Origin of the sequence: Roseburia intestinalis L1-82, assembly GCF_900537995.1 — a bacterium.
GTDB lineage: Bacteria > Bacillota > Clostridia > Lachnospirales > Lachnospiraceae > Roseburia > Roseburia intestinalis.
In genome coordinates this window covers 2,631,913-2,654,014 of record NZ_LR027880.1, presented here as the reverse complement: position 1 = coordinate 2,654,014, position 22,102 = coordinate 2,631,913, and the positions used below count along the sequence as shown (strand labels likewise).

33 protein-coding genes and 1 pseudogene are annotated in these 22,102 nt (G+C 38.1%); 27 read left to right on the top strand and 7 right to left on the bottom strand.

The genetic code is table 11. The annotated features are described in order from the left end of the window. The first annotated feature begins 12 nt into the window (after nt 1-12). The 18 genes from RIL182_RS12570 (at nt 13) to RIL182_RS12485 (ending at nt 12,470) form a co-directional block, all read left to right on the top strand. The gene (locus RIL182_RS12570) at nt 13-834 is read left to right on the top strand and encodes an AraC family transcriptional regulator (protein WP_006859543.1); all 822 of its coding nucleotides are present in this window, start codon (nt 13-15) and stop codon (nt 832-834) included. Beyond that, entirely contained in the window at nt 831-1,301 is a 471-nt protein-coding gene (locus RIL182_RS12565; RefSeq protein WP_005602859.1) for a methylglyoxal synthase, read from the top strand. Before RIL182_RS12570 ends, RIL182_RS12565 begins: the two co-directional genes overlap by 4 nt. Nucleotides 1,302-1,489: 188 nt before the next feature. Continuing rightward, a complete protein-coding gene (locus RIL182_RS12560; protein WP_006859493.1) occupies nt 1,490-1,855 on the top strand; it encodes a helix-turn-helix domain-containing protein in 366 nt (121 codons plus the stop codon). 44 nt (nt 1,856-1,899) lie between these two features. Further along, nucleotides 1,900-2,607, top strand: a complete 708-nt coding sequence (locus tag RIL182_RS12555; RefSeq protein ID WP_134523343.1) for a LytR/AlgR family response regulator transcription factor — start codon at nt 1,900-1,902, stop codon at nt 2,605-2,607. Between the two features lie 2 nt (nt 2,608-2,609). Continuing rightward, complete coding sequence (locus tag RIL182_RS12550; RefSeq protein ID WP_134523341.1) at nt 2,610-3,896, top strand: ATP-binding protein; 1,287 nt, start codon at nt 2,610-2,612, stop codon at nt 3,894-3,896. A gap of 103 nt (nt 3,897-3,999) precedes the next feature. Then, nucleotides 4,000-4,164 carry a cyclic lactone autoinducer peptide gene (locus tag RIL182_RS12545; protein WP_006859328.1) on the top strand — a complete coding sequence of 55 codons (165 nt, stop codon included), beginning with the start codon at nt 4,000-4,002 and terminating at the stop codon, nt 4,162-4,164. Nucleotides 4,165-4,178: 14 nt separating this feature from the next. Then, nucleotides 4,179-4,763 (top strand): accessory gene regulator B family protein, encoded by a 585-nt coding sequence (locus tag RIL182_RS12540; RefSeq protein ID WP_055039401.1) that lies wholly within the window; start codon nt 4,179-4,181, stop codon nt 4,761-4,763. Nucleotides 4,764-4,934: 171 nt separating this feature from the next. After that, nucleotides 4,935-5,678 (top strand): LytTR family DNA-binding domain-containing protein, encoded by a 744-nt coding sequence (locus RIL182_RS12535; RefSeq protein ID WP_330573266.1) that lies wholly within the window; start codon nt 4,935-4,937, stop codon nt 5,676-5,678. Then, the gene (locus RIL182_RS12530) at nt 5,679-6,983 is read left to right on the top strand and encodes a sensor histidine kinase (RefSeq protein ID WP_006859325.1); all 1,305 of its coding nucleotides are present in this window, start codon (nt 5,679-5,681) and stop codon (nt 6,981-6,983) included. Between the two features lie 137 nt (nt 6,984-7,120). Further along, complete coding sequence (locus RIL182_RS12525; protein ID WP_005602844.1) at nt 7,121-7,702, top strand: accessory gene regulator B family protein; 582 nt, start codon at nt 7,121-7,123, stop codon at nt 7,700-7,702. Continuing rightward, nucleotides 7,699-7,848, top strand: a complete 150-nt coding sequence (locus RIL182_RS12520) for an AgrD family cyclic lactone autoinducer peptide (RefSeq protein ID WP_005602841.1) — start codon at nt 7,699-7,701, stop codon at nt 7,846-7,848. Before RIL182_RS12525 ends, RIL182_RS12520 begins: the two co-directional genes overlap by 4 nt. A gap of 150 nt (nt 7,849-7,998) precedes the next feature. Next, nucleotides 7,999-8,481, top strand: a complete 483-nt coding sequence (locus tag RIL182_RS12515; RefSeq protein WP_015521441.1) for a hypothetical protein — start codon at nt 7,999-8,001, stop codon at nt 8,479-8,481. 52 nt (nt 8,482-8,533) lie between these two features. Continuing rightward, complete coding sequence (locus RIL182_RS12510) at nt 8,534-9,061, top strand: hypothetical protein (RefSeq protein WP_005602838.1); 528 nt, start codon at nt 8,534-8,536, stop codon at nt 9,059-9,061. 65 nt (nt 9,062-9,126) lie between these two features. Beyond that, nucleotides 9,127-9,666: a hypothetical protein gene (locus tag RIL182_RS12505; protein WP_015521442.1), complete on the top strand. Its 540-nt coding sequence runs from the start codon at nt 9,127-9,129 to the stop codon at nt 9,664-9,666. A 52-nt stretch (nt 9,667-9,718) separates the two neighbouring features. Then, complete coding sequence (locus RIL182_RS12500; protein WP_005602834.1) at nt 9,719-10,492, top strand: hypothetical protein; 774 nt, start codon at nt 9,719-9,721, stop codon at nt 10,490-10,492. Between the two features lie 488 nt (nt 10,493-10,980). Beyond that, entirely contained in the window at nt 10,981-11,244 is a 264-nt protein-coding gene (locus RIL182_RS12495) for a hypothetical protein (RefSeq protein WP_005602830.1), read from the top strand. A gap of 6 nt (nt 11,245-11,250) precedes the next feature. Next, on the top strand, nt 11,251-11,865 hold the full coding sequence (locus RIL182_RS12490; RefSeq protein WP_005602828.1) for a hypothetical protein: 615 nt from the start codon (nt 11,251-11,253) through the stop codon (nt 11,863-11,865). Between the two features lie 260 nt (nt 11,866-12,125). Next, on the top strand, nt 12,126-12,470 hold the full coding sequence (locus RIL182_RS12485) for a helix-turn-helix domain-containing protein (protein WP_005602826.1): 345 nt from the start codon (nt 12,126-12,128) through the stop codon (nt 12,468-12,470). A 24-nt stretch (nt 12,471-12,494) separates the two neighbouring features. Here the strand turns inward: RIL182_RS12485 and RIL182_RS12480 are convergent, their stop codons facing one another. Beyond that, entirely contained in the window at nt 12,495-12,728 is a 234-nt protein-coding gene (locus tag RIL182_RS12480) for a hypothetical protein (protein ID WP_005602824.1), read from the bottom strand. 248 nt (nt 12,729-12,976) lie between these two features. Here RIL182_RS12480 and RIL182_RS12475 point away from each other — a divergent pair, with 248 nt between their 5' ends. The 8 genes and pseudogenes from RIL182_RS12475 to RIL182_RS12445 form a co-directional block, all read left to right on the top strand. Beyond that, the gene (locus RIL182_RS12475; RefSeq protein ID WP_014081251.1) at nt 12,977-13,189 is read left to right on the top strand and encodes a helix-turn-helix domain-containing protein; all 213 of its coding nucleotides are present in this window, start codon (nt 12,977-12,979) and stop codon (nt 13,187-13,189) included. Between the two features lie 192 nt (nt 13,190-13,381). After that, complete coding sequence (locus tag RIL182_RS12470; protein WP_005602820.1) at nt 13,382-13,705, top strand: helix-turn-helix domain-containing protein; 324 nt, start codon at nt 13,382-13,384, stop codon at nt 13,703-13,705. 652 nt (nt 13,706-14,357) lie between these two features. Further along, nucleotides 14,358-14,780, top strand: coding sequence for a hypothetical protein (locus tag RIL182_RS12465; protein ID WP_172606715.1), 423 nt, complete (start codon nt 14,358-14,360; stop codon nt 14,778-14,780). 8 nt (nt 14,781-14,788) lie between these two features. Next, complete coding sequence (locus RIL182_RS12460) at nt 14,789-15,109, top strand: hypothetical protein (RefSeq protein WP_005602809.1); 321 nt, start codon at nt 14,789-14,791, stop codon at nt 15,107-15,109. After that, nucleotides 15,099-15,266, top strand: coding sequence for a hypothetical protein (locus tag RIL182_RS21705; protein WP_005602807.1), 168 nt, complete (start codon nt 15,099-15,101; stop codon nt 15,264-15,266). Before RIL182_RS12460 ends, RIL182_RS21705 begins: the two co-directional genes overlap by 11 nt. Further along, complete coding sequence (locus RIL182_RS12455; protein ID WP_005602806.1) at nt 15,259-15,645, top strand: type II toxin-antitoxin system PemK/MazF family toxin; 387 nt, start codon at nt 15,259-15,261, stop codon at nt 15,643-15,645. Before RIL182_RS21705 ends, RIL182_RS12455 begins: the two co-directional genes overlap by 8 nt. A gap of 77 nt (nt 15,646-15,722) precedes the next feature. Then, entirely contained in the window at nt 15,723-15,971 is a 249-nt protein-coding gene (locus RIL182_RS12450) for a DUF6870 family protein (RefSeq protein ID WP_005602804.1), read from the top strand. 159 nt (nt 15,972-16,130) lie between these two features. Then, a pseudogene (locus tag RIL182_RS12445) lies at nt 16,131-16,331 on the top strand (recombinase family protein); the annotation flags it as partial. A gap of 63 nt (nt 16,332-16,394) precedes the next feature. On the opposite strand, the gene RIL182_RS12440 reads toward RIL182_RS12445, so the two are convergent. From RIL182_RS12440 to RIL182_RS12400, 6 genes are all read right to left on the bottom strand, one after another. Then, nucleotides 16,395-18,071, bottom strand: coding sequence for a recombinase family protein (locus RIL182_RS12440; protein ID WP_002569190.1), 1,677 nt, complete (start codon nt 18,069-18,071; stop codon nt 16,395-16,397). A gap of 100 nt (nt 18,072-18,171) precedes the next feature. Continuing rightward, nucleotides 18,172-18,339: a transposon-encoded TnpW family protein gene (locus RIL182_RS12435; RefSeq protein ID WP_022621154.1), complete on the bottom strand. Its 168-nt coding sequence runs from the start codon at nt 18,337-18,339 to the stop codon at nt 18,172-18,174. Between the two features lie 474 nt (nt 18,340-18,813). Further along, nucleotides 18,814-19,074: a helix-turn-helix domain-containing protein gene (locus RIL182_RS12420; RefSeq protein ID WP_002590583.1), complete on the bottom strand. Its 261-nt coding sequence runs from the start codon at nt 19,072-19,074 to the stop codon at nt 18,814-18,816. Next, the gene (locus RIL182_RS12415) at nt 19,055-19,486 is read right to left on the bottom strand and encodes an RNA polymerase sigma factor (protein WP_009255547.1); all 432 of its coding nucleotides are present in this window, start codon (nt 19,484-19,486) and stop codon (nt 19,055-19,057) included. Before RIL182_RS12415 ends, RIL182_RS12420 begins: the two co-directional genes overlap by 20 nt. Before the next feature lie 536 nt (nt 19,487-20,022). Continuing rightward, complete coding sequence (rlmN, locus tag RIL182_RS12405; protein ID WP_004607971.1) at nt 20,023-21,012, bottom strand: 23S rRNA (adenine(2503)-C(2))-methyltransferase RlmN; 990 nt, start codon at nt 21,010-21,012, stop codon at nt 20,023-20,025. Then, complete coding sequence (locus RIL182_RS12400; protein ID WP_004607970.1) at nt 21,013-21,198, bottom strand: cysteine-rich KTR domain-containing protein; 186 nt, start codon at nt 21,196-21,198, stop codon at nt 21,013-21,015. It abuts the gene before it with no gap. A 381-nt stretch (nt 21,199-21,579) separates the two neighbouring features. On the opposite strand from RIL182_RS12400, the gene RIL182_RS12395 reads away from it, so the two are divergent. Further along, nucleotides 21,580-21,933 carry a helix-turn-helix transcriptional regulator gene (locus tag RIL182_RS12395; RefSeq protein ID WP_004607969.1) on the top strand — a complete coding sequence of 118 codons (354 nt, stop codon included), beginning with the start codon at nt 21,580-21,582 and terminating at the stop codon, nt 21,931-21,933. Nucleotides 21,934-22,102: the final 169 nt, after the last annotated feature.

Genomic DNA, 22,102 nt, shown 5'->3' with positions numbered 1-22,102 from the left:
AGTTGCTTGCAAGTGTTATTGGTATATGAGAACAGAACTGATGGAATAGTGGTAGAGTGGAAGAAAACAGTGCATTTTCCACCACATTTACATGAAGCAATAGAGGTAGTGTATGTAACGGATGGGGATATTGAACTTGGAGTTGGACAAGAATTGTATCACATGGATGAGGGTGATTTTGCAATCGTGTTTCCAAACGTAATACATCATTATCAAGTATTTGGGAAAAAAGAAAACAAGGTAATATACCTGTATCTTGATCCGACACTGTTTCCTTCCTATTATAAAGAGTTGCAGATATACAGCCCGAAGAACCCGGTTGTAAAAAAAGAGCAAGTGCATCCTGATGTAGTAAATGCCATAAAATATCTGGCAGGAATAACAGAGGGGAATCCCATGCTGATACAGGCTTATGTACAGATGATTCTTGCCCATGTTTTCGCAGAAATGCCAATGGTTGATAAAAGCACAGTAGGGAGTGATGACCTGATTTATAATGCGGTAGAATATGTAGCTAAAAATTTTAGAGAGAAAATCAGTCTTGAAAAAATGGCATACGATTTGTGTGTAAGCAAATATGTGTTATCAAGAATGTTTGCAAAAACATTTCACTGTAATTTTAGTAAATATGTGAATGGAGTCCGGTTAAATTATGCAGTTGCGGCACTGGAAAACACAATGGATTCCATTACAAATATATGTCTTGATTGTGGGTTTGAAAGTCAAAGAACTTTTAACCGTGTTTTTAAGGATAGATACAAGATTACACCAAGAGAGTACAGAAAAAGGATGGAACACAATAATAGAAACGGCAGCTTGGGGGTACGCAGATGATTAAATATCTTACAATGACGATTGAAAAACAAAAAAACATAGCTTTGATTGCTCATGATGGGAAAAAACAGGATATGTTGAAATGGTGTATGGACAATAAAGAAATTTTACAGCAACATAATCTGTCAGGAACCGGAACGACTGCGAGAATGATAGCAGATCATGTAGGATTAAAGATAAAAGGATATAACAGTGGTCCATTAGGTGGAGATCAGCAGATAGGGGCAAAAATTGTAGAGGGAAATATCGACATGGTTATTTTCTTCTCCGATCCACTGGCAGCACAGCCACATGATCCAGATGTTAAGGCACTTCTTAGAATTGCACAGGTGTATGATATACCGATTGCAAATAATATTGCGACAGCGGATTTTATGATTCATTCCACACTTATGAATGAACAGTATTCACATCAGATTGAAAATTTTAAAAATACAGTGGATGTCAGAGTAAAAGAAATGCAGTGATGGATATGATAAATAGCCAAAAGCTGTCCGCTAATAGAATTTACAACAGAATATAAAGCAGATAAAGACGAATGGCATCAGGTGTGCCATTCGTTTTTTTAATAAAAGCACAAATTAACCTACTCACGAGCATAAAATGATGTGCATTGGGTTGTTTTCTGGACTATGAGAATCAAAGTCCCATTGATATGATTAACATGGAAAAGAGGTGCAAAATCTTGGACACAGGAAGAAAAGATGCCAATATACAGATAGGAAAGAGACTAAGAGAGGCAAGACTGAATATGAACCTTGAAAAGTCAGAAATTGCGGATGTATTGGGTGTTACAGTAGAACATTATCGAAAACTTGAAGCAGGTGTAACTGGAATATCTGTAGATAAAGTATTGACACTCTATCATAAATATGGAATTGATCCTACATATCTTATAACAGGCGAGAGCAGCAACATAAAAGATTTTAATTTGGATTACTATGTTGCGAACAGCACAAAAGAGCAGAGAAATGATTTTTTTGACCGTGTGCTGGCGTATTTATCTAAGTTGATTAGATAAATTGAAGTGCTTCCTGCTTCCAAGCTCGAAAAGGAGGAAGTGTTATGCTTAATATTGCGGTCTGTGATGACAGCAGAACAGATGTAGAAATGCTGGAAAGTGCTTTTGATAAGTTAGCACAGTACCAGTTTTCTTATGAAGTGTATTTTACAGCGAAGGAGTTGCTGAAGCATGTTATAGATTATGGAGAAATGTATCATCTGTATATATTTGACATTGAAATGCCGGAGATGAATGGTTTGCAGCTTGCAAAAGAAATCCGGAAAATAGATGCCAAAGCATTGTTTGTATTCCTGACTGGATATACGCAGTATGTTATGGATGTTTTTGAGGTTATTACCTTTGACTATATTTCTAAACCGATTACAGTGGAAAAGCTGGAGTCCGTTCTTTTAAAAGCCATGCAGTATCTTCATATGATAAAGCGTGACTTTGTCTTTCAGTTCCGAAAAAATCAGTTTCGTATTAGCTGCGATGATATTGTGTATTTTGAGAAGAAAGGTCGTCATGCAGTGATACATACGATTTCAGAAAATTTCAAGGCAAATATGACAACTGAAGAAATATGGAAACAGCTTGATGATAAGGTCTTTGCCCATATTCATGTATCATATATCATCAATCTTGGGCATATCAGGGCGATTGATGGAGATGAAGTAGTGATGGACAATGAAGAAAGACTTCTGATTGCCCGCTCCCATAAGCAGAATTTAAAAGAAAAACATATGGAGTTTGTAAGGAGGATGGTTTAAGGATGGAATATGTGATACGCTTTGCCATCAGCCTGTTTGATCTGGCAGTGTTTATGTATTATTTTCATTCCAATAAGAAAATGAAACCAGTATCAAAGGTATGGATATGGGCTGGATTTACCATTGCTGCAATTATATGGACATTTGTCAGTAGCATAAAAAATCCGTATCTGAATCTTGCGACTCTTTTGATTGTGCTTATACTGTTATCATTTTATTATGAATCAGGAATGTGGACGAGAATTATAAATATTGTGACATTCATGGGTATTGGAATGCTGTTTGAACCTGTAGCCTTGCTGTTACTCCATGCTATGAATTTTCATATGGGAGAAAGTTATAAATATTATTTTGTAATGGTAATATGCAGCTTTGTTCGTGGAAATGTGATGTATATTCTGTCAAAATTGATTTCAAAGAAAGGGATGCAGATTGCTGATTTTCCGAAAGAAATTTTGGGTGTGCTTGTTATGGTATTTGCCTTTACGGTGTTGAACTGCTGCTTTGTTATTCTTTTGTCATTGGAAGCTGGCAGTGAAAAAAGCCTGCTTATGTGTGCCAGTATTGTAATTTCCATTGTCCTGACAGATTATTTTATGCTGTATATGATGGAACGTTTTAATTATCTTGTGCAAAAACAGTATGAGGATGCAATGTACAGGGAAGAAATGCACTATAAAGACATCTATTATGAAGAAGCAGAAAAACAGAATAAGGAAGTGCAGAAGTTAAAGCACGATATGAAACATAAATTGCATGAACTGTATCATCTGTTGGAAAATAGTGATGGGCATGAACTTTCAGAGAAAATCGGTGCGATGTGCATAGAATTTGAGCAGATAGATGAAAAGCAGTATTCTGATAATCCAATCGTAGATTCTGTGCTCCGTATTAAATTTGGCAGGGCAAAGGCAAGGGGAATAAAAGTAGAAACATCTATTCGTATTCCAAAGCAGATGCAGCTTGATCACGGGGATATAGGTGTATTGTATGGAAATCTTGTGGATAATGCGGTAGAAGCCTGTAGCAAGGTGCCGGAGGGACAGCGTTTTGTAAAGATTGAAAATAAGTACCAGTCGGGGATTTTGCTTCTTGTAATAACAAACAGCAAAACAGGAAAGAAAAATAAAAGCCTGAAAACAACCAAGAAAGATAATATCCGACATGGGCATGGTGTTCAGAGTGTTCGTAAAGTGGTAGAAAAATACAATGGAACGGTCAGTTTTACAGATAAAGGGGATATATTTGAGGTTTCAGCAATGCTCTATGGAATTGAAGTGAAGGAATAAATGCAAAGCGTTACACTTAAATGTCAATCTGTTACACTTTGCCGGATTTTCCCATAAAGTATGATATAGTGCATTCATCAAATGTAAAGGAGGACATATACATATGTCAAAATTAAGAAAATTGATGAACCGACTCAGTCATGGAGCATTAACCAGCGTGGCAGCACTTGCCCTTACGGTAACTGCAACCAATATGAACCGTTGCTGCTGGTTTATTTTCGGACAGGAAAAGTTACCGGATAATGCGAAAAAACTTAGAAAATTTTAAGGTGGTAACAGGGTATGATTGCTAAATTTGCAAAGAAGATAAATGAAATATTGATACAAAAGGGGATTGTGCAAAAAGAGGATGCAGAACTGTACCGATATGGGATAGAAAATGGCATTGTTGTTGCAGGAAACCTTTTGGCTTCTGGAATATTTGGCATTGTGACGGGGAGACCGGGACTTGTTCTGGTCTTCCTGTTATTTTATGCCTCGTTGAGAAGCTATAGTGGGGGCAGCCACTGTAAGAGTAGAATCGGCTGTTTTTTGATATCAATGGCAATTTTATTTATTCCGGTTTATACATATGAGCCTGTAATGAAAAATGTTCCTAATGCCGTGATTTTATTGATCGGAGTTCTTGCAGTGGTAATTATTATTGTCCTTGCCCCAGTGGAAAGTATCAATAAACCGCTTGATGAGGAAGAAAGAAGGTATTATGCAAGGGTAACACATTGCATAACGGCATTACAGGTATGTGTTCTTATAATTTTGTTTTGTCTGGATCTGCAAGATTATTTTTATGCTGGGTATGTGAGTATAGTCCTAATAGCAGTATTTATGGTTATGGGAAAGATTGCAGTGAAACGATATGTGCAATAGCAAAATGTATAAAAAATAGGTATTGATATATAATTTTGTAGACGAACATGGGATATTACAAATATAGAGTAGTGGTTAAAATTTTGGATAAAGATGCCGAAATATAATAAAAAATAGGAAAATATACAAAAAATAATCCAACCAAATGAAAGAAGTATGTCAAATTTGTGTGTGGAAGGGGATGAGCATATGTTCAGAATTGCTATATGTGATGATGAAAGACAATTTAGAAAACGCATTCATGATATTTTAATAGAATATATGAATGAAAATGATATATTATACGAAATTGATGAATTTGAATCAGGAAAGGATTTTATAAGTTTAGGTATCAATCTGGCAAAGTATGATATTGTTTTTTTGGATGTAAATATGGATGAACTGGATGGAATGGAAACTGCGCAGAAAATAAGAAAAGTCAGCAATGATGTTTTTATAGTTTTTGTTACAGCATTTATTACATGTGCCCCTCAAGGATACAGCGTAGGAGCTATAAGATATATTTTGAAAAATAATGTAAATTTTCCGGAACTAATATTTGAGTGTATGGATGCAATCAGCTTGAATATGAATTATGTAGCCCAAAAGAAGAAATTTAACTTTAATGAGGGTACAAAGATTGTAGCATTAGAGCGTTTATTATACATAGAGAGCAGATTGCATAAACTGGAATTTTACATTATGGAGGACAAGTTAAAAAAATATTCAATATATGGCAAACTAGATGAGCTGGAAAAAGAGTTGCAAGGTAATGATTTTATCCGGATACATCAAAGTTATCTGGTTAATATGAAGCATATTGAGAAAGTCAGCCGGTATGAGGCGTTATTGAACAATGGTATTAAATTAGAAATTCCAAAAGCACGATATAAATTTGTTGAAGAAACATTTGTTTCGTATAAAGGAGAAATATAGATGTTGGTTAATTACATTCAAAGTATAATGCTGACGGTATTGGAAATAATATGCTGCAAAATATTTTTTGAAAGTTTTGCTGAAAAGAGATCCGAAAATAATTGGAGAAACTGTAGTATTATTTTAGGAACGGTAATATGTGGATATATAATAGCTTTGTTATTTTATGATCAGTTTGTCCTAAAGCAGATGTTAGCTATTGTTGTCATTGCGCTGTTTATGAGCTTTTATTTTAAAATCCATTTAAAAAAAGCAATAATCTTATCATTATTATTTCAAGCATTACTGCTTTCTGTAGACTATTTTACACTTTGGATAAATGTCTCTCTCTTTCATAGTGTAGCAGAAATTAATGAGTCACATTTTGTAGGTGGAAGTTTAATAACAGTTTTGGCAAAAATAATTCTTTTTCTAGTTGTTCTGCTTATCAGGAAAAAAATAGGAGGGGAGTCCTCGGATGTTTTAAGAAGTACAGATTGGCTTCGATTTATCTTTTTTCCACTTTTTACAATCTTCACAGTTATTGCATTGATCATAACATCTGGAAGCATTGAGAATCAAAAGCAGGAAAATGTATTCTTGGTTATAGCATTGTGTCTGGCAGGGATGAATATAGTTGTGTTCTATATGATAAATGATATATTAAAACGTGAAATTAAGATTCGTGAAAATGAAGTGTTTCAACTGAAAGCACGAAATCAGACAGACATGTACCGTTCTATTTCAGAAAATTTTGTTAAACAACGGAAAAAAACACATGAATATAAGAATCAGATTATGTGCATTGAGTCTTTGATAGAGATGGAAAATTATGATGAACTAAAGGATTATGTGAGAAGTATAAGCGGAAATTTGAGTACAGAGTTAGACTATATTAAAACAAATAATGTGATTATCGATGCTATATTAAATAGCAAATATAAGGAAACATTGGATAAAGGAATTGTATTTATCTTTCAAATCAATGATCTATCAGGAATTAAAATGCGTGATGAGGATATTGTTGTTATTTTATCGAATCTTTTGAATAATGCAATAGAGGCTTGTGAAAAGTGCTCAGGCAAAAAAGTTATGAAAATGAAACTGGTTAAAGAGAAAGACAACATCATTATATCTGTAAAGAATACATATGATGGTAAACTTAATATTAAAGATGGAGAAATACAGACCTCAAAGAAATATGAAATGGATGAGCATGGGGTTGGAATAAAAAATATAATTGAGGTTATAACAAAATATCAAGGCTCTTATGCTATACGAAATGATAATAATGAGTTCTACTTCTCAGTTATATTGCCAAACTAAGATGAACCTTAAAAAAGTGATTTGCTGCAAGCAAATCACTTTTTTTTGTCATTTTCTGCAAAAAAAGGTCACTTTCTGCAATGGATATTGTTTTGTAAACAGATAAAGTTATACTTAATTTGGCAGGAGGCATAACTATGATTGAAAAAATAGCTGATGATTTAATTGGTCAGATGACTGAAGCAAGGTTAATTGACAAAGAGATGGAAGCAAGATATGTTTATGTTTTTATCTGTTGGATAGAGAAATTTATTACTGTTGGCAGTATTATCGTAATCAGTTTGATGTTTCACAAGCTGCTCCCAACTATATTTTTTCTTGTGTTTTTTTTAGAATTAAGAAAGAGAACTGGCGGATATCATCTGGACAAGTTTTATAGATGTTATTTAGCATCCATTGTTTCTTATTTAGTTATCGTGATTATAAGTGAAAAATTGTCAGAACATCCACAATGGTTATTTGCAATAGTACTACTTGCTATAACAGGGATAGGATTGATTGGTACAGCGAATCATCCTAATATGCACATGACATCAGATGAATTGATGGAATCGAAAAAATCTGCGAGGACTATTGTTTTACTTGAGGGGTGCATAATACTTGGCTGTGTTCTGTTAGATGCAGATATGGTTTACGTTAGTTATATGGCAATAGCTGTTATATTATGTGCAGCTTTGCTGTGTATAGCAAAAATTTTTAAACAGGAGGTGAAAGAATGAAGAAGGTTAATAAGAAAGTGTTGAAGGTTGTAGAACATGTCATGAGAAATGAAGCTGTATATGGAATAGATAGATTCCCACCTGCATGCATGGGAATATTTCATCAGCCGAAACGTCCGATTATCCAGAAGAAAAGTGAAAGATAGTTAACTGGCGTGTTTTACTATTATATCTGTAGCCATAGATGCTATAGGAACTTAATTGTTTATTCCAAGATGACAAGTATAAAAAGGAGGTACTGATATGTTAAAAAAATTAAGAAAGTTATTGCATTTGCATTAGCATTGACTATGTTAATGGGTATGGGAACAATGGTGTCAGCAGCAGAAAAGGAGAGTAGTATTCCTGAATATTCTGAAACCAATGATGGTGGAATGACGGTGAATATTGCAGGAGATCAGGAAGGAACAATAGTTGAAGGCAGTGGTAATGAGGAAGGGATTAATCCGCTATGGTGGCCTGGAGATGGACCGGCTCCGCAGGTGACAAGCATTTCACTTTATAAATATGGCTGGCTTACAAATGGAAATTTTGGCGTTACGATCAAGGTATATGGATATGGCAGCGATACTACAACATTTGATGGAAGAAGTATTTCGTGGATACATCAGGAGCCATTTATTATATCTGGTACAGGCGCAGATGGCTTCTATTATACATATGATTGTGGTCCGATTACGCAAGCGGGAAGTTATAGATTTAATACAACTTTCAGGTCAACAAACTTCCCTAATACTACACGTTCCTTTTCAACGGTATTCACGTTTAGTGCAAACTAATATATGTTAATTCATATAAATAACATATTATAATGCGAATGGAGGTGGTTAAATGCGTATTGGTTCGGGAGTGCAGAGTGTATCTGAATTATTTGGAAAGCGACAAAACAATAGCAAAACATCTGTTAACGGAAATGAGGCATTTCCTCAGACATCAATGAAAGTGTATTTAAAGACGGATGATATGTTGTTTTCAGGCGGAAATGGAACCGGTCTTTCGTTTTATATTAAGTATGCAGAAGAGTCAACAGATGATAATCCTGTAGTGATAGCCAAAGGGATTGATGAAAATGGAAAAGAATTTGAAGAAAAGATTAATATTAACGATATTGATTTGAGAAATGCTTCTTATGTCGAAATGAGTGCTTTGGAGGCATATTATGATGTTGATAGGGGTAATAGTCTCAGCTCTTTTCCACAAGAAACTGGTCACATGGGATTAAATGAAAGATGTGACCTTATATCCAGCTTTGAAAAGGTTATTCAGGATATGAACAAATTAGGAAAGTATGATTTGCAGATGTTTTATATGCGAAATATGAATACTTATCTAAATCTGGAAAGACAGAAAAAAGCATAAAGTTGTTTATAGATTCCTGTTGGAATGAAAATTTATACGATGTTAATTTGAAAGGAGATTTTAAAATGAAGAAAGTAAAAAGTTTAAAGGCGTTGGTGTTGAGTTTGATGTTATGTTTGGCAATGGGAACAACTGCGTTTGCAAGTGAAGTATCCACTCAGGGACAGGCTGCCCCTAATGCAAATAAGGCAGTAGAAGTAAGCGATTGTGGCGATTTGGACGTAGTACCTGCTTATGATGACGCCGTTGCTCTTGCAGATACGATTCAGTATGATGCAAATAGAACCATTACAAGAAGCAATTCCAGAAGCGGTGTATTCAACGGAAATTATTATTACACCATTAATAACTCAAGCGTTACAAAGTTGTGCTTAAATGTTTATATGCCTAATGAAAGTGGAACAGATTATCTTCAGGGAACAATTACTCTTGTAGGAAATGACGGAACAAGTGCACCGGTACAAATTGCTAACTATTCAGGAGATTCATGGACACTGACATTTACAGGTGTTAAGGTAGGCGTTAGATACCATTTCCATTATGAGTTGTATTCTGTTGGGTCTTCGCAGGTAGGCTATATTGCTTCTGCTGCTTATGCACAATAATAGCTGCTTGAATATGGGATATTAAGCAAGCGCAACAGAATATTTTCATTGTATGTTGCATTTTATAGCAATCTGGCATAAAGTGCAACATACTATAATAAGAAAATTAGATTATATTGCTGCTGGAGGGATTATAAATATGGTAAATATGGTAAATACCGCTGTAAATAACAATATTTACGCAGGAAGAAAATCAGGTTCAAAATATAACCAATCAAAGGCTTTTCAACAAAAGGAAGTGTTAGAGACACCGGATGTTGCAGCAGTTAACAAATATGCAAATGTTCAAGAAATTTATGAGGCACTAAAGTGTAACGTGTCATGTAGAGGATATGAACAGGGGCAGGATGAAATTGCTGAGAAAGAAATTCAAAATGATGAACCAGAAATAAGCAATGATTCCAGTGAAAAAATGACAGTATGGTATCAGGGTGTTCCTTTGGAAGAGTGGGCATTAACTGATCCTAAATACACGGATTCAGAAACGGGAATTTCATGGTATATTAGAGATGGAAAATATCCGTATATGGTAGGTGAGGATGCAGAAAAGTTCCGAAAACTTTGTGAAGAATCCGGGGAGTTTGCGCTAAAGAAATTTGCGGAAATGACGGGATTAATACAGAAATTAGATGACAATACAGTAGCGTATGTGGGTGATAACGGAATTGCAGTTAAATCTAAAGATGGGAAAGAGATGTTTGTGGACACATCAGGCTTATCATATGATATTGTTATGGATATGTTCAGAAATTTGCCTAGAAATGGGAATTTTTTCAGCAATAAGTATTGGTCAGACAATATACAGAAAGCACAGGCTCGGAGCTGATGATACGTTATATTGCAAGAGTGTGTATGCTTGGACTCCGATAGGAGAAAGCAGATTGGTTCTGATTGACAGAAGAATCATATGATTTCATCATTAATTTGGCAGGCAATAATATTCAAATTATTGCCTGCTAAATTTTTACCAAAATTCTTCTAATACCGTTTTTAGACTAGGAAATATTGTTGAAAGCGTACTCTCAATATATTCTTTAGAGCAGAACTGTAGCTTTGAAATAGTATCAATGCTGTGTTTTTTACTTGATTTCTGAGTAATTTTTGTTCTGTTGGTCATTTTCTGCAAAAACAGGTCACTTTCTGCATAGGATATTTTCTTTTGCTTTGATTCCTGCTATTCTTAGAATATACAACAGATTGCTCTATATGGCACATTGAATACTGAGGAAAGGAGAAGTAAATATAATTATGAATATGCTTATAGAATGATCTGCATATAACGACAAAATGATATTAAAATAGGGGGTGATTTTGATGAAAGATTTTCATTTGAAGATTTTAGCTATAATAATGATAATTTTTGGCATATTTGGTTTAAGTACGCTTCCGTTTCTTTCCATTATTGTCCAATATATTGACTCAATAACTGGATTTAGTTCAGGAAATGGATATCTTACCAATAACATGGATTATCTTTTTAAAAGTCCTCTTATTTATATTGGTGGCTTTTTTGTTTTTAGTATCATTTTGGCAATTATTTATCTGGTTTATAGTTTTTTTAAAGCAAAGCGGGGGTGACTTCTAATGAAAAAAATAATTAGTATGGTTTTAAGTTTTATATTGATTTTGGGGTGCTCGACAACAGCGTTTGCTGCGGAGACTCATAACTATGACACTGAAAATTTGCCTCATGATGGAGCTGATTATTTTGAAACGGAAATTAAAGCTGATGAGGAAAATGAAGAACGCATTTCTGATTTTGTTACCGTATATGGTTATCAATATACCAAAGGTAGTTTAAAAAGTGGTGCATGGAGAAATGGCACGAGTGGTGGTAGTTCTACATCTAGCGCAAAATTATCATTGAATTACACTCAAGATACTTCTTATAATATTTCCTTTAAAGCTTCAGTTTCCGGTGGATATACAAATGGTGGAACTATAGGAAGTGAGTTGGGTGTTACACTAGGTGCATCAAAATCATATTCTTTAGGTAGCGGATACTCCGTAACTGTTCCAAAAGGATCTCATTATTTAATCAAATATCGTCCTATGTATTATACATATAAGGTCGTTGAGACAAAATATAAAGAAAGATATAATGAAGCATTAGGCGGCATGGAGAGATATGTGGTTGAAACAAAAACCTGCTATGTAGACGTATTTTCGCACTGGGATTTTACACATGTAGCTAAGTAAAGGTGTATGTTACACTAAATAAAAGCAGGGAACTATCTATATCCATGCTTCAAACTGGAGATAAAGCTCGTGGATCTGCCACGGGCTTTTCTCATGTTGTTATATACATTTTGCTGAAATTTTAAATTTCAGTGTAAAAGTAGATTGGTGTTTAGAAGGAATATGCAAAGTATTACACGAAAATGTCAAAGGATTACAGTTTCCTAAAACCCATAATAATTTCTGATATAATGCGATAAGTCAGAAAGGATGATGGGGCTATGGGGAAAAGAGAGCACATATACGAAATTATTGCAGAGAATATCAGAAAAGAACGCAGAAGGCTTGGAATTACACAGGCAGAGCTTGCAGAACGGGCAGATGTATCATTGGATACTATCAAAAGTGTTGAAAATGGCAGAAGGGCAATGAGTCTTGATACATATTTGAATATTGTTCATGCATTGGAGTCATCGCCTATGGTTTTGATGAGCCAGCAGCACCCAGAAAAACACATTGAGCGTTTTGCATTTATGATGAATCGATGTGACGAAAGAGAAATAGAATTTGCATTACATATGATTGAACAAATATTAAGAGGACAGGAAGATTATCTGAGTGAATAGACGGGTAGTTATCCTGTCCTTTGTCTATGACTCTTTTGCAAATTTTTCAGCGAGATGGTATATGATTTCTTCAATGGTGGGAGTATCATTTTCACATGGAAAGTCTGTCCAGAAGCGTTGCATTTTTGGATCAGGGCTTTTTAAAGCAATGGAAACTGCCCGCCCAATTTCCTGTTGGACTTCTTCTTTTGTGATTCCTTCTTTTTCGGCAATGATTTCCAAATATTTATCAACAGAGTATGTGTTTTTATCATTCATAGTGTTGTTGTGAATCCTTTCTGAGAAGGGTATTTGCGGTCAAATTGTCAGGTGCTTGAATTGTCCCGGTTGAATACCATAAAAGTAAAACAGATAATCCGTTCTATATTACATAATAACCTTGAGAGCTGTTTTCTATGCAGATTATGGCTATTTTCTATTCTATCATATACATACAGTATGGTGCATACACGCACCATATCATTATAGGACACTCTTGCGTAGAATACAAGGAGGAGGTCTTTGTAATGATAGTATATGACAGGTTATGGATCACACTCAAGAAGAAAAATATTAGCCAGTATGCACTAATTAAAGATTATGGAATAGATAAAGCACAGTTACAGCGATTGCGAAAGAATATGGTCGTAAAAACGGTAATCCTTAACAGATTATGTTCCATACTTGATTGTAAGATAGAGGACATCATGGAGTTTGTGCCGGATGAGGATATTAAGTAAAGAGATATTTCCAAAATGTAATGAGAGTTTGGAAATATCTCTTTTTTAATCCGCAAATATTTATATTCTTGGTATTAAGGTGTACAATATTCCACCTGAAATAGCTGGTTTAGTCACTCTTACAAAAGATTCGCTTACGGTACAATGAATACAGCTTAAGCAAATATATAAGGTGCCGGAAAAGAGTGGAAGGTGTACTACGATATTGTTAATAGTGGAGAAAGAATAAAAGAGTTGCGTGCGGCAAGAAGAATGACAAGACAGCAGCTTGCCGAGCAGATTGGATTGTCAGTGGATGCTCTGCGGAAAATTGAAGCTGGTGTAAATGGAGCAAAAATAGATACGCTGATTAGTATTGCTGAATTGTTTCATATAACGTTGGATTATCTTGTGTGTGGGTGTGAAAGAAAGGCAGAAGTCGATGATCTGCTGGTTGGTCTGAAGGAGAAGGAAGTACAGTTTATCCGGAATATGGTATTAAATGCCGTTGACAATATGAAACTTCTGACAGAATAAAAAAGTCGGATTGCATTTTTGATAATGCAGTCCGGCTTTTTTTATAAGGATTTGGAACAGGTGGGAGTGTTACTCTTAGTTCAAAAGAGTGTCGGTTACTGTAGAAGATGCGTGGTGTCAGTTATACTTTGTTCAGGTTCTGAGAAAAGAGCCGTTGAATATTGAAAACAGAATAGGACACGCATATCCCACGAGCTTATATCGCCTTGTCTATGACAGGGTGGCAGAATCCCATTTCGTGCGATGACTATCCTCAGAGCTGTAGCCGATTATGAGAAACGTAACAGCAGGAGCCTTTAAGGATAAGAGCAGAGGGTTGTGCCTACCGGGTTAGCAGCCGGAGGTAATGAGATAATAAGTGCACCTGAATTTCAGCAAAACGCATTTTCAGAGAGTGGCTACTTTCGTAAGTCCAGATGGGCAGGAAACTACGAAGTGATTGTGGCTGGCAAAGGATATGTTACCCGATACGGGGATGGTTAAGAAACCGGGAAGATAGTATTTTATCTTCCCACACAAACTGATTTGCAGTAACCAGCAGACAACAACGGGGCTTATAAGTACAGAGAGCATTGGCAGGTCAGTTTATGTGAGGAGATAAAGTGTGCACAGGATATCAAATCAAAATAAAAACAGGAATGGAGATTTTAAAATGAATAAAGCAGTTATATATTTTGGAGCAACAGGAAATGAGGCAGCGGATCAGATGGTAATGCAGGTTCTTGAGGAGTATTGCGCTGTGAATGGATATGAGGTGGTTGCAGTCATTTCGGAGAACGCAAGACCGGAGGGAATGACATTTCCTATGAAGTTTGCCTTTGTCGGTATGGCAGAAGTAGAAGATGTTGATGTGGTTGTTACTCTTATGAGTGATATGGTGGGCGATTGTGAAGAAACAATTATGGATAACATCATTATGCTCGGAGAGCACGGCATTACGGTTGAGACAGCAAACGATGATATGGCTGGATATTATCAGAAGATGGAGCAGGCAGGGAAAAAGGAAGATAACGGTATTGTTTCACTTGCTGATTTTATGGCAGTATTTTTCAAGCGTCTCAGAGCCGACAGATAGGAGGCTCTATGAGTAAGTGTTGTGTTATCTGCGTAGGCAGAAATGCCGACAGAGCCGCAGACAGGATAGAAGCATATGCGAAGAAAGCGGATTTTGAGATTGTAGAAACAATCTTTAAAGATACGAAGTCTGTGGAAAGACTTAAATTTTATATCGAAAGAGATTCCATTATCAGTATTCTGGTAAGCAGTATCTATGATGTCTCATCGGATAAAGATGTGGTGAAAGGTATCATGGAACTTGCAGCAGAGCACGGGATCAGCATTAACGACGAGAGCAGGGGCTATGAACCTGCTCTCATCTCATTTGAGGAGGACAATGCCGGATAAAAAGGAATTAAGCATAGTGACATTTTCATCAGAAACCGTGGTGTTTGATGGGAAAGGAGACAGAGTTGTTGCCTGTCCTACGGAACAGGAAGCTGTCGAATATATCCGTGGGCAGGAAATACCAGTTGACAGACAAGGAAGTGAATATTATGAGTGAAATAAGACGGGGCGATATCTGGATGGTTGATTTTGGAGTACCGGAAGATGAGAATGACCACAAGCTGCACGGTATCAGACCAGTAGTGATTGTGAGCAATGACAGTGCAAACAGACACAGCACGGTATTCCATGCAGTACCGCTTACAAGTAAGATTCATAAAAAGACATATCTGCCAACACATATTTTTATCAGTTCGTTTAAGGCTGTTGGATTAAGAACGAACAGTATCGCTCAGTGTGAGCAGTTATGTGATGTGAAAGATACGGACCTGATAGAAAAAATCGGGAAAGTAAGCAAAAACCAGTTAAGACAGATAACAAAAGGTATGCAGATCCAGTTGGGTATGAGTACAAAACATAATAATCCAATTGCATAAATTCCAGCCGGGGCGAAAGCTCCGGTGTTACATAGCCGTCAGCATATCTGGCGGCTTAATTTGATTGGAGGGATAGGATGACAGTTGAACAGTTGGACAAAATATCGGCACAGAGATTAGAAGATGTGGATATTGATACATTGGTGGAAGTAAACAGCATAAAGTACGCTGACGGAATGCCTGTGGAAAAGAAGGTTGCGGGAATGATTGCAAAGACAGGTAATCCGTATTTCCGCAGGTCAGGAAAGAGCAAGATTAAGATTTCATTTTCCGATAATGGGGAAAGCCTGAAAGACAATTATATTGCTATGCTTGCCAATGTATAGAGCAGTCAGCCAAAATTAGGGGTGGAAATTCAGATGGATTTGTGATATCATTACAGACAAATAAGGACATCTAACCCGAAAGGGTATCAATTTCATATTTATGTTTCCATTCCTCTTGATTTGGGACTTCTAACTTAGAAAATCGAAGGAGTGGTGGACATGAACAATTCTAAAAGAATTTACAGAGCAGCCATCTATGTTAGATTATCTAAGGAAGATGGCGATCTTGATGATGTGAGAAAAGCTGAAAGTAACAGTATCTCAAATCAGAAATCCCTGATACTTAATTATTTAAAAGACAAAGAAGATATTGAAATAGTATCAATCCGTGAGGATGACGGCTATTCAGGGGCAACTTTTGTTGAGGTAAGATAACGATACCTTTTTTGCAGAGGGTGTTATCTTACCTCTTTTTGATGTATGTTAGATAGCATAACTCTTTACGTCGGCTCCTATCTGTCTGAAATAGGAGATACTTTCAGTAGGCTTGTCGCCTGTATCAACTCTGCCGACAAAGCTATAAAAGATTTCGATTTTGCGGGTGTTCGTTTCCTTATCCAGTTCGTGAATAAGAATACGGTCAATAAATTCATGGACGTTTTCGTAGGTCAGTTCTTCAATCGCTGTGTATCTGCGTACCAGTGCGACAAACCTTTTTACGTCCGCGCTGCGCTCGGTGGCGTTGTCGATTTCCTGTGACAGCTCCGCAATCCTCCGGGTCAGCGTCTTTTTTTCTTCATCATAGCCGGAAGTCAGAAAAGCAAATTGTTCATCTGAAAGTTTCCCTAAAGCGTTGTCCTCGTAGAGCTTGCGGAATAAGATGTTCAGCTCGTTAATACGGTTCTGCGCCTTGTCAAGTTCTTTCCGCTGCTGTGTCAGCGTCTTTTGTACTGCCTTTGCGCTGCACTCGTTGGCGGTTTCGATAAACTCCTGTTCATGCTCTTTCACATAAGACGTTACTCGCTGCAAGTCTGCAAGGACAAGTTCTTTCAATACGCTTTTGCGGATATAATGCGTAGTGCAGAGCATATCATTTCTTGCCCGGTTGCGGTAGTTGCCGCAAGTGTAGGCGTGTTTCCGTTCAAGCGTCCCGGCTCCGCGTACTGCATACATTTTGTAGCCGCAGTCCCCACAAAAGAGCAGCCCGGAAAACAGGTCAATTTCATCAACCTTTGTCGGGCGTTGCCGGGTGGCAATCCGCTTCTGTGCAAGTTCAAAGGTTTCTTCATCAATCAAAGGTTCGTGAGTGTTGGGGAAGAAATACCTTTTTTCCTCCGGGTTCTTTTTCGTCTTTTTCGACTTATAAGATACCTTGTAGGTTTTCCCGGTTATGGTATGCCCTAAATACTCTTTCCTTGTCAGAATGTCGTACAGTGTCTTATCCGGCCAGTTGTACCATGCGTTGAGCTGTGGGCGGGGGTGGCGTTTGCTCCCTGTCCTGCGGTAGCGCAGTTCCCCGACGGTCAATATCTCATTGTCCCGCAGCCAGTTCTGGATTTCACACATACGGTCGCCCCGTACATACATTGCAAAAATCTGTTTTACGACGTGTGCCGTTTCCGGGTCGGGTATCAGATGATTGCGGTTATCCGGGTCGATAAGGTAGCCGTAAGGAGCTTCGCCGTTGACGCGCTCGCCTTTCTGTGCCTTTGCCTGTTTGACAGCCCGGATTTTCTTTGAGGTGTCGCGGGCGTAAAACTCGTTGAACCAGTTCCGCAGAGGGGTAAACTCGTTATCTTCCCTCGCTGTGTCTACACCGTCGTTAATGGCAATGTAGCGCACTTCGTATTCGGGGAAAACAATCTCTATCAGTTCGCCGGTTTTCAGATAATTACGTCCCAGACGGGAAAGGTCTTTTGTTATGACGGTCGCCACGTTCCCGGCTTCAACCTCATGCAGCATGGCTTGAAGCCCCTCACGCTCAAAGCTCACGCCGGAAAATCCGTCGTCTACAAAAAAGCGTGTGTTGAAAAAGTGGTGTTCGTCAGCATACTTTTGTAAAATCAGTTTTTGGTTCTGTATGCTTTCGCTTTCCCCGGCTTGCATATCTTCCTGGCTCAATCTGCAATATAAAGCGGTAATCTTGTCTGTCTGTAACATTTTGTCCTCCTTTCCGACGACAGACAAGCATGGTATTTGTACTGTCTATATTATACCACATACCGCTGCCTGTGTCATGTATAAAATGTGAAGAAACGCCCTATTTCCGGGCGTTTGCGGGGTTCAGCTCCATGTCCTTGCGAATGAGCTTCTTTATCTTTTTATCCAGTGTGTCCGTTGCGCGTTCACTTGCGGACGAACATACAAGGTAAGTAACTTTTCCGATTTTATGCTCCGTTGTGGTAACGGGCGTCTGGTTTTGCGTCAAAGAAAATCCCCCTTTCTTTCGCAAACATATAATACAGTCTATGAATAGCAGCAAGTCCACTATTCAAGAAAACAAAGGCTTTAATCGGACGGTTATTAGCATAACCTCATGGGAATTTCACCCCGGCATGGTTCTCATGCAGCCCTACCCATTGCCTGCGACGCTCTTAACGCTCGGACTGTGGCTGTAAGGAAGTATCATTGTATATTTTGCGTGTCGTCGCCCGCAAGCCGCTACACTTGCTTTCCGGCGCGGTGTTGGTCGCTCGGCTGTCCGGGCGGGGATAACCTCACCCGGATAGCGTCATGGCGCACCCACCGTATGGCTCGGCGCAAAAGGAACGTATCCGATTTGCCCTATGCTGCGCCGCCGTTATCTTGCGCCGCTTTCTTTGTCAAGGTTCAGAATGGCTTTGCTGCCGCGTCAGCAGCGGAACGGAAAAGGGGGAGAGAGAAAGCGTCCCGCCGCTGCGGTTTATTCCTCTGCCTTAAAGGTGAGGACAGCCATCATCAGTTTTGCTTGCAGCCGTTCCCGAATGTCGTGGTCTACGCCAAAATAGACGTTCCCGCGCTCGTCGTACAGCTTCCGCATGGAGAGGCGGGCTATGTAGCCGCTGAAATGCTGCAAGACAATCTTCATAGCGTCCGGGTCGCCCTTTGTCGCTGCCAAAATGACAGGATAGGGAACAAGGGCTTTTTCCGGGTAGCCGGGTTCGTTACCATTCGTCCCATTCATCAGCATTTTCCTCCAGATATTTTTTTAGCAGCTCAAAAGAGCTTGTCCGCCTGTACTGTATCGTGCTTCTCGACGTATCGAACAGCTCCGCAATCTCGGTGTCGTTCATTCCCTCGAAATAGTACAGGAGTACGGCTTTGCGCTTTTCTTCCGGCAAAGTACGGATTGCTTCAAGAAGCAGCTTCGGCGTGATTTTCTTCCCGGCTCTTTCAAAGGCGATTTCCCCTTTGAAATATTCATCAAAGGTATGAAGCTGCCGCGCTTCTTCTAAGGTCAAGTCGGAAAAGGTAATCTCCCTTGCCTTATGCCTGTGCAGCTCTTTGTGAGCGTCACACGCTTCATTGTGCAGTACCGTATTACAAAACTTCTGGAAAGCGCACTGTTTTATAAACTCCCTGCGATTAGGTTCCACATTCTCACCCCCTTTCTCGTTGGAAAGTTGGTGGTGCTTCCCCCTTTTCGCGGGGCAATACTGCCTTTTGAAAAAAACGCCGAAGATTTTCGGATTTTTTTCAAAAAATTTTTTGAGCAGCAAAATACGCCTGTCCGAAAAGCCCGGACAGACGTATAGGTATTGTAAGCGGTATTCAGATGATTAGACAGTTCATATTGATAGACGTAGTTTTCCCCGGCGGTGGTCGGGCTTTTTTTGATGTGTCAATGACCGTCGGATTTTGTCGATATGGTATGTGCTTCATGGCGGCTACCTCCTTTTAGCCGCCGCTTTTAACAGTGATACCGCGTCATTTCATTAGAAGATAAAAAGAAACGGCGGCTTTGGTTTTTCAAAGCTGCTGCGGAAATCAAAGAACGACAAGCAACAGTTCTGATTTTGCTCCAATATGGTTATTGGGGGCACAAATTAAATCAAAAAAGAGGCGATAACAGCAGTATTTCAAACTGCATATTATCGGCTCTGCGTCTGTGCGTCTGGCTCTTTTAATTAAATTATTTTTGTTGTTTTTTGGCTTTATTATATGTATTAGCTAACTGTCCACAAGCTGCTTTAATCTCTCTACCATGAGAAACTCTCATGGTAACTTCAAGTCCTGTTTGCTCTAATTGATGTTTGAACGCAACCATTTCTTGTTTTTGTGGTGCTCTAATTTTTGAATTACTCGTCGGGTTGTATTGCAGCACGTTAATCATAACATTTTTGCCCTTAAACCATTTTGCAAGTTGCCTTATATCTGAGGAACGGTCATTTATACCTGGTAAAAGCAAATACGCAAATACCACTTTTCGATTATGCCTTTGTGAATAGGACAATGCTTGCTTAACAACATCTTCAATAGCGTACATGTGCATATGAGGAATGATGCAGTTTCTCGCAGCCTGTGTTGCTGCATGTAAAGATATTGTCAACTGAATTTTTAGATGTTCTTCGCGCAATTTTTTTAATTGATTAACTGGACCAACTGTTGATACGGTAATGCCGTCGGTTGGAAAGTTAAGTCCATTTCTATCTCGAAGAATATGGATTGCTGCAATCAAGTTGTCGTAATTGAATAAAGGTTCTCCCATTCCCATAAAAACGATACGATTTACTTTTTGACGTATCAATATGACCTGTTGCACAATTTCAGATGGTGTTAGATTACGAACGAAACCATTGCGTCCGGACTCACAAAAAATACAGCCAACAGAACAACCAACTTGCGTACTTACGCAAACAGTCCCACCATCTCGCCGTTTAATAAAAACCGTTTCGATATACCTGTTGTCTTTCAATTCATAAACATACTTTTCAGTATCGCTACTTTTATAGACTTTTTTTGTTGATATTGATAGATTTTTTTTGTGAAATGGCTGTTTATACAATTCCGCATATAAGGCTCTTGCTTTATCCTCTCCAATTACTTCCGACATTTCTTTGTAAGTAAATCCGTATGGGTCATTCAATATTTCCGTAAGTGTACTTTTAGGTAAGTGTTTCATTTAATATCCTTCCTTTTGTTTTTCAGAGTTTTTGATTATGATTTCTAATTTTTCAACATCAATGATATGTGTTAATTTACATTTAGGGCAGAAAAGAGGAAAATTTCTTAATACCGTATTATAAAATACTTGAACCCTCGTCTTTCCGTTACAAATTGGACATTTTATCCAATATTTTTCAAGCATAATATTTCTCCTTTTGTGCAAAAAAATACAGGTCAATTCTCAACATGAGCATTGACCTGCATTTATACATATAACACTACAACAAAATTAAGGCATAGTTTTTATACTATGTCTATACATCGTTAGTTTTGTTGTATAGCATACGCAAAATAAGCATGACAAAAAAGCCCATATTGAAAATGGGAAAAATCTTTTTTGATTTCAATGCTTATCGAATACGCATGCTATGTAACATAAACATTTCCCCCTTTTAATAATACTATACAAAAAAAGCGGCTAATTGTCAACATATACATATGAATTATTTTGGCTAACTGATTGAATTGTGTAGACATATCCAAGAAGAAAGGGGAACAGTAAAATGTAACAGGGTGAATAACTATGGCAAAAAGACCAGTACCGAAATACGATTTCAAGGCTTTTGGGGCAGCGATAAAGGCGGCGCGGACAGGGCGCAAGGAGAGCCGCAAGAAAGTGAGCGACGAAATGTTTATCTCGCCGCGCTACCTTGCGAACATTGAGAACAAGGGGCAGCACCCAAGTTTACAGATTTTCTTTGAGCTTATGCTCCGCTACAATATATCCGTAGACCAGTTTCTTTTGGAAACGCCGCCAGAGAAGAACACGCAGCGGCGGCAGCTTGACGCGCTTCTTGACGGTATGAGCGATACAGGCATACGGATTGTGAGCGCAACGGCAAAGGAGATAGCGGAAGTCGAAACAGAGGGCAGATAAGAAGTGTCCGTCAGAATTGAATAAGGTTTAGAGAGCGTTGTAATCTTTTTTTGAGGATTGCAGCGTTTTTCTTTTGCGGAAGTTTGGCAAAACCGGGCATAGCTCCGTAGTAAGGCATAAGGGATAAAAACATTCGTAGCAAGCATAGGAAGCGGGTACCCACTTCCGT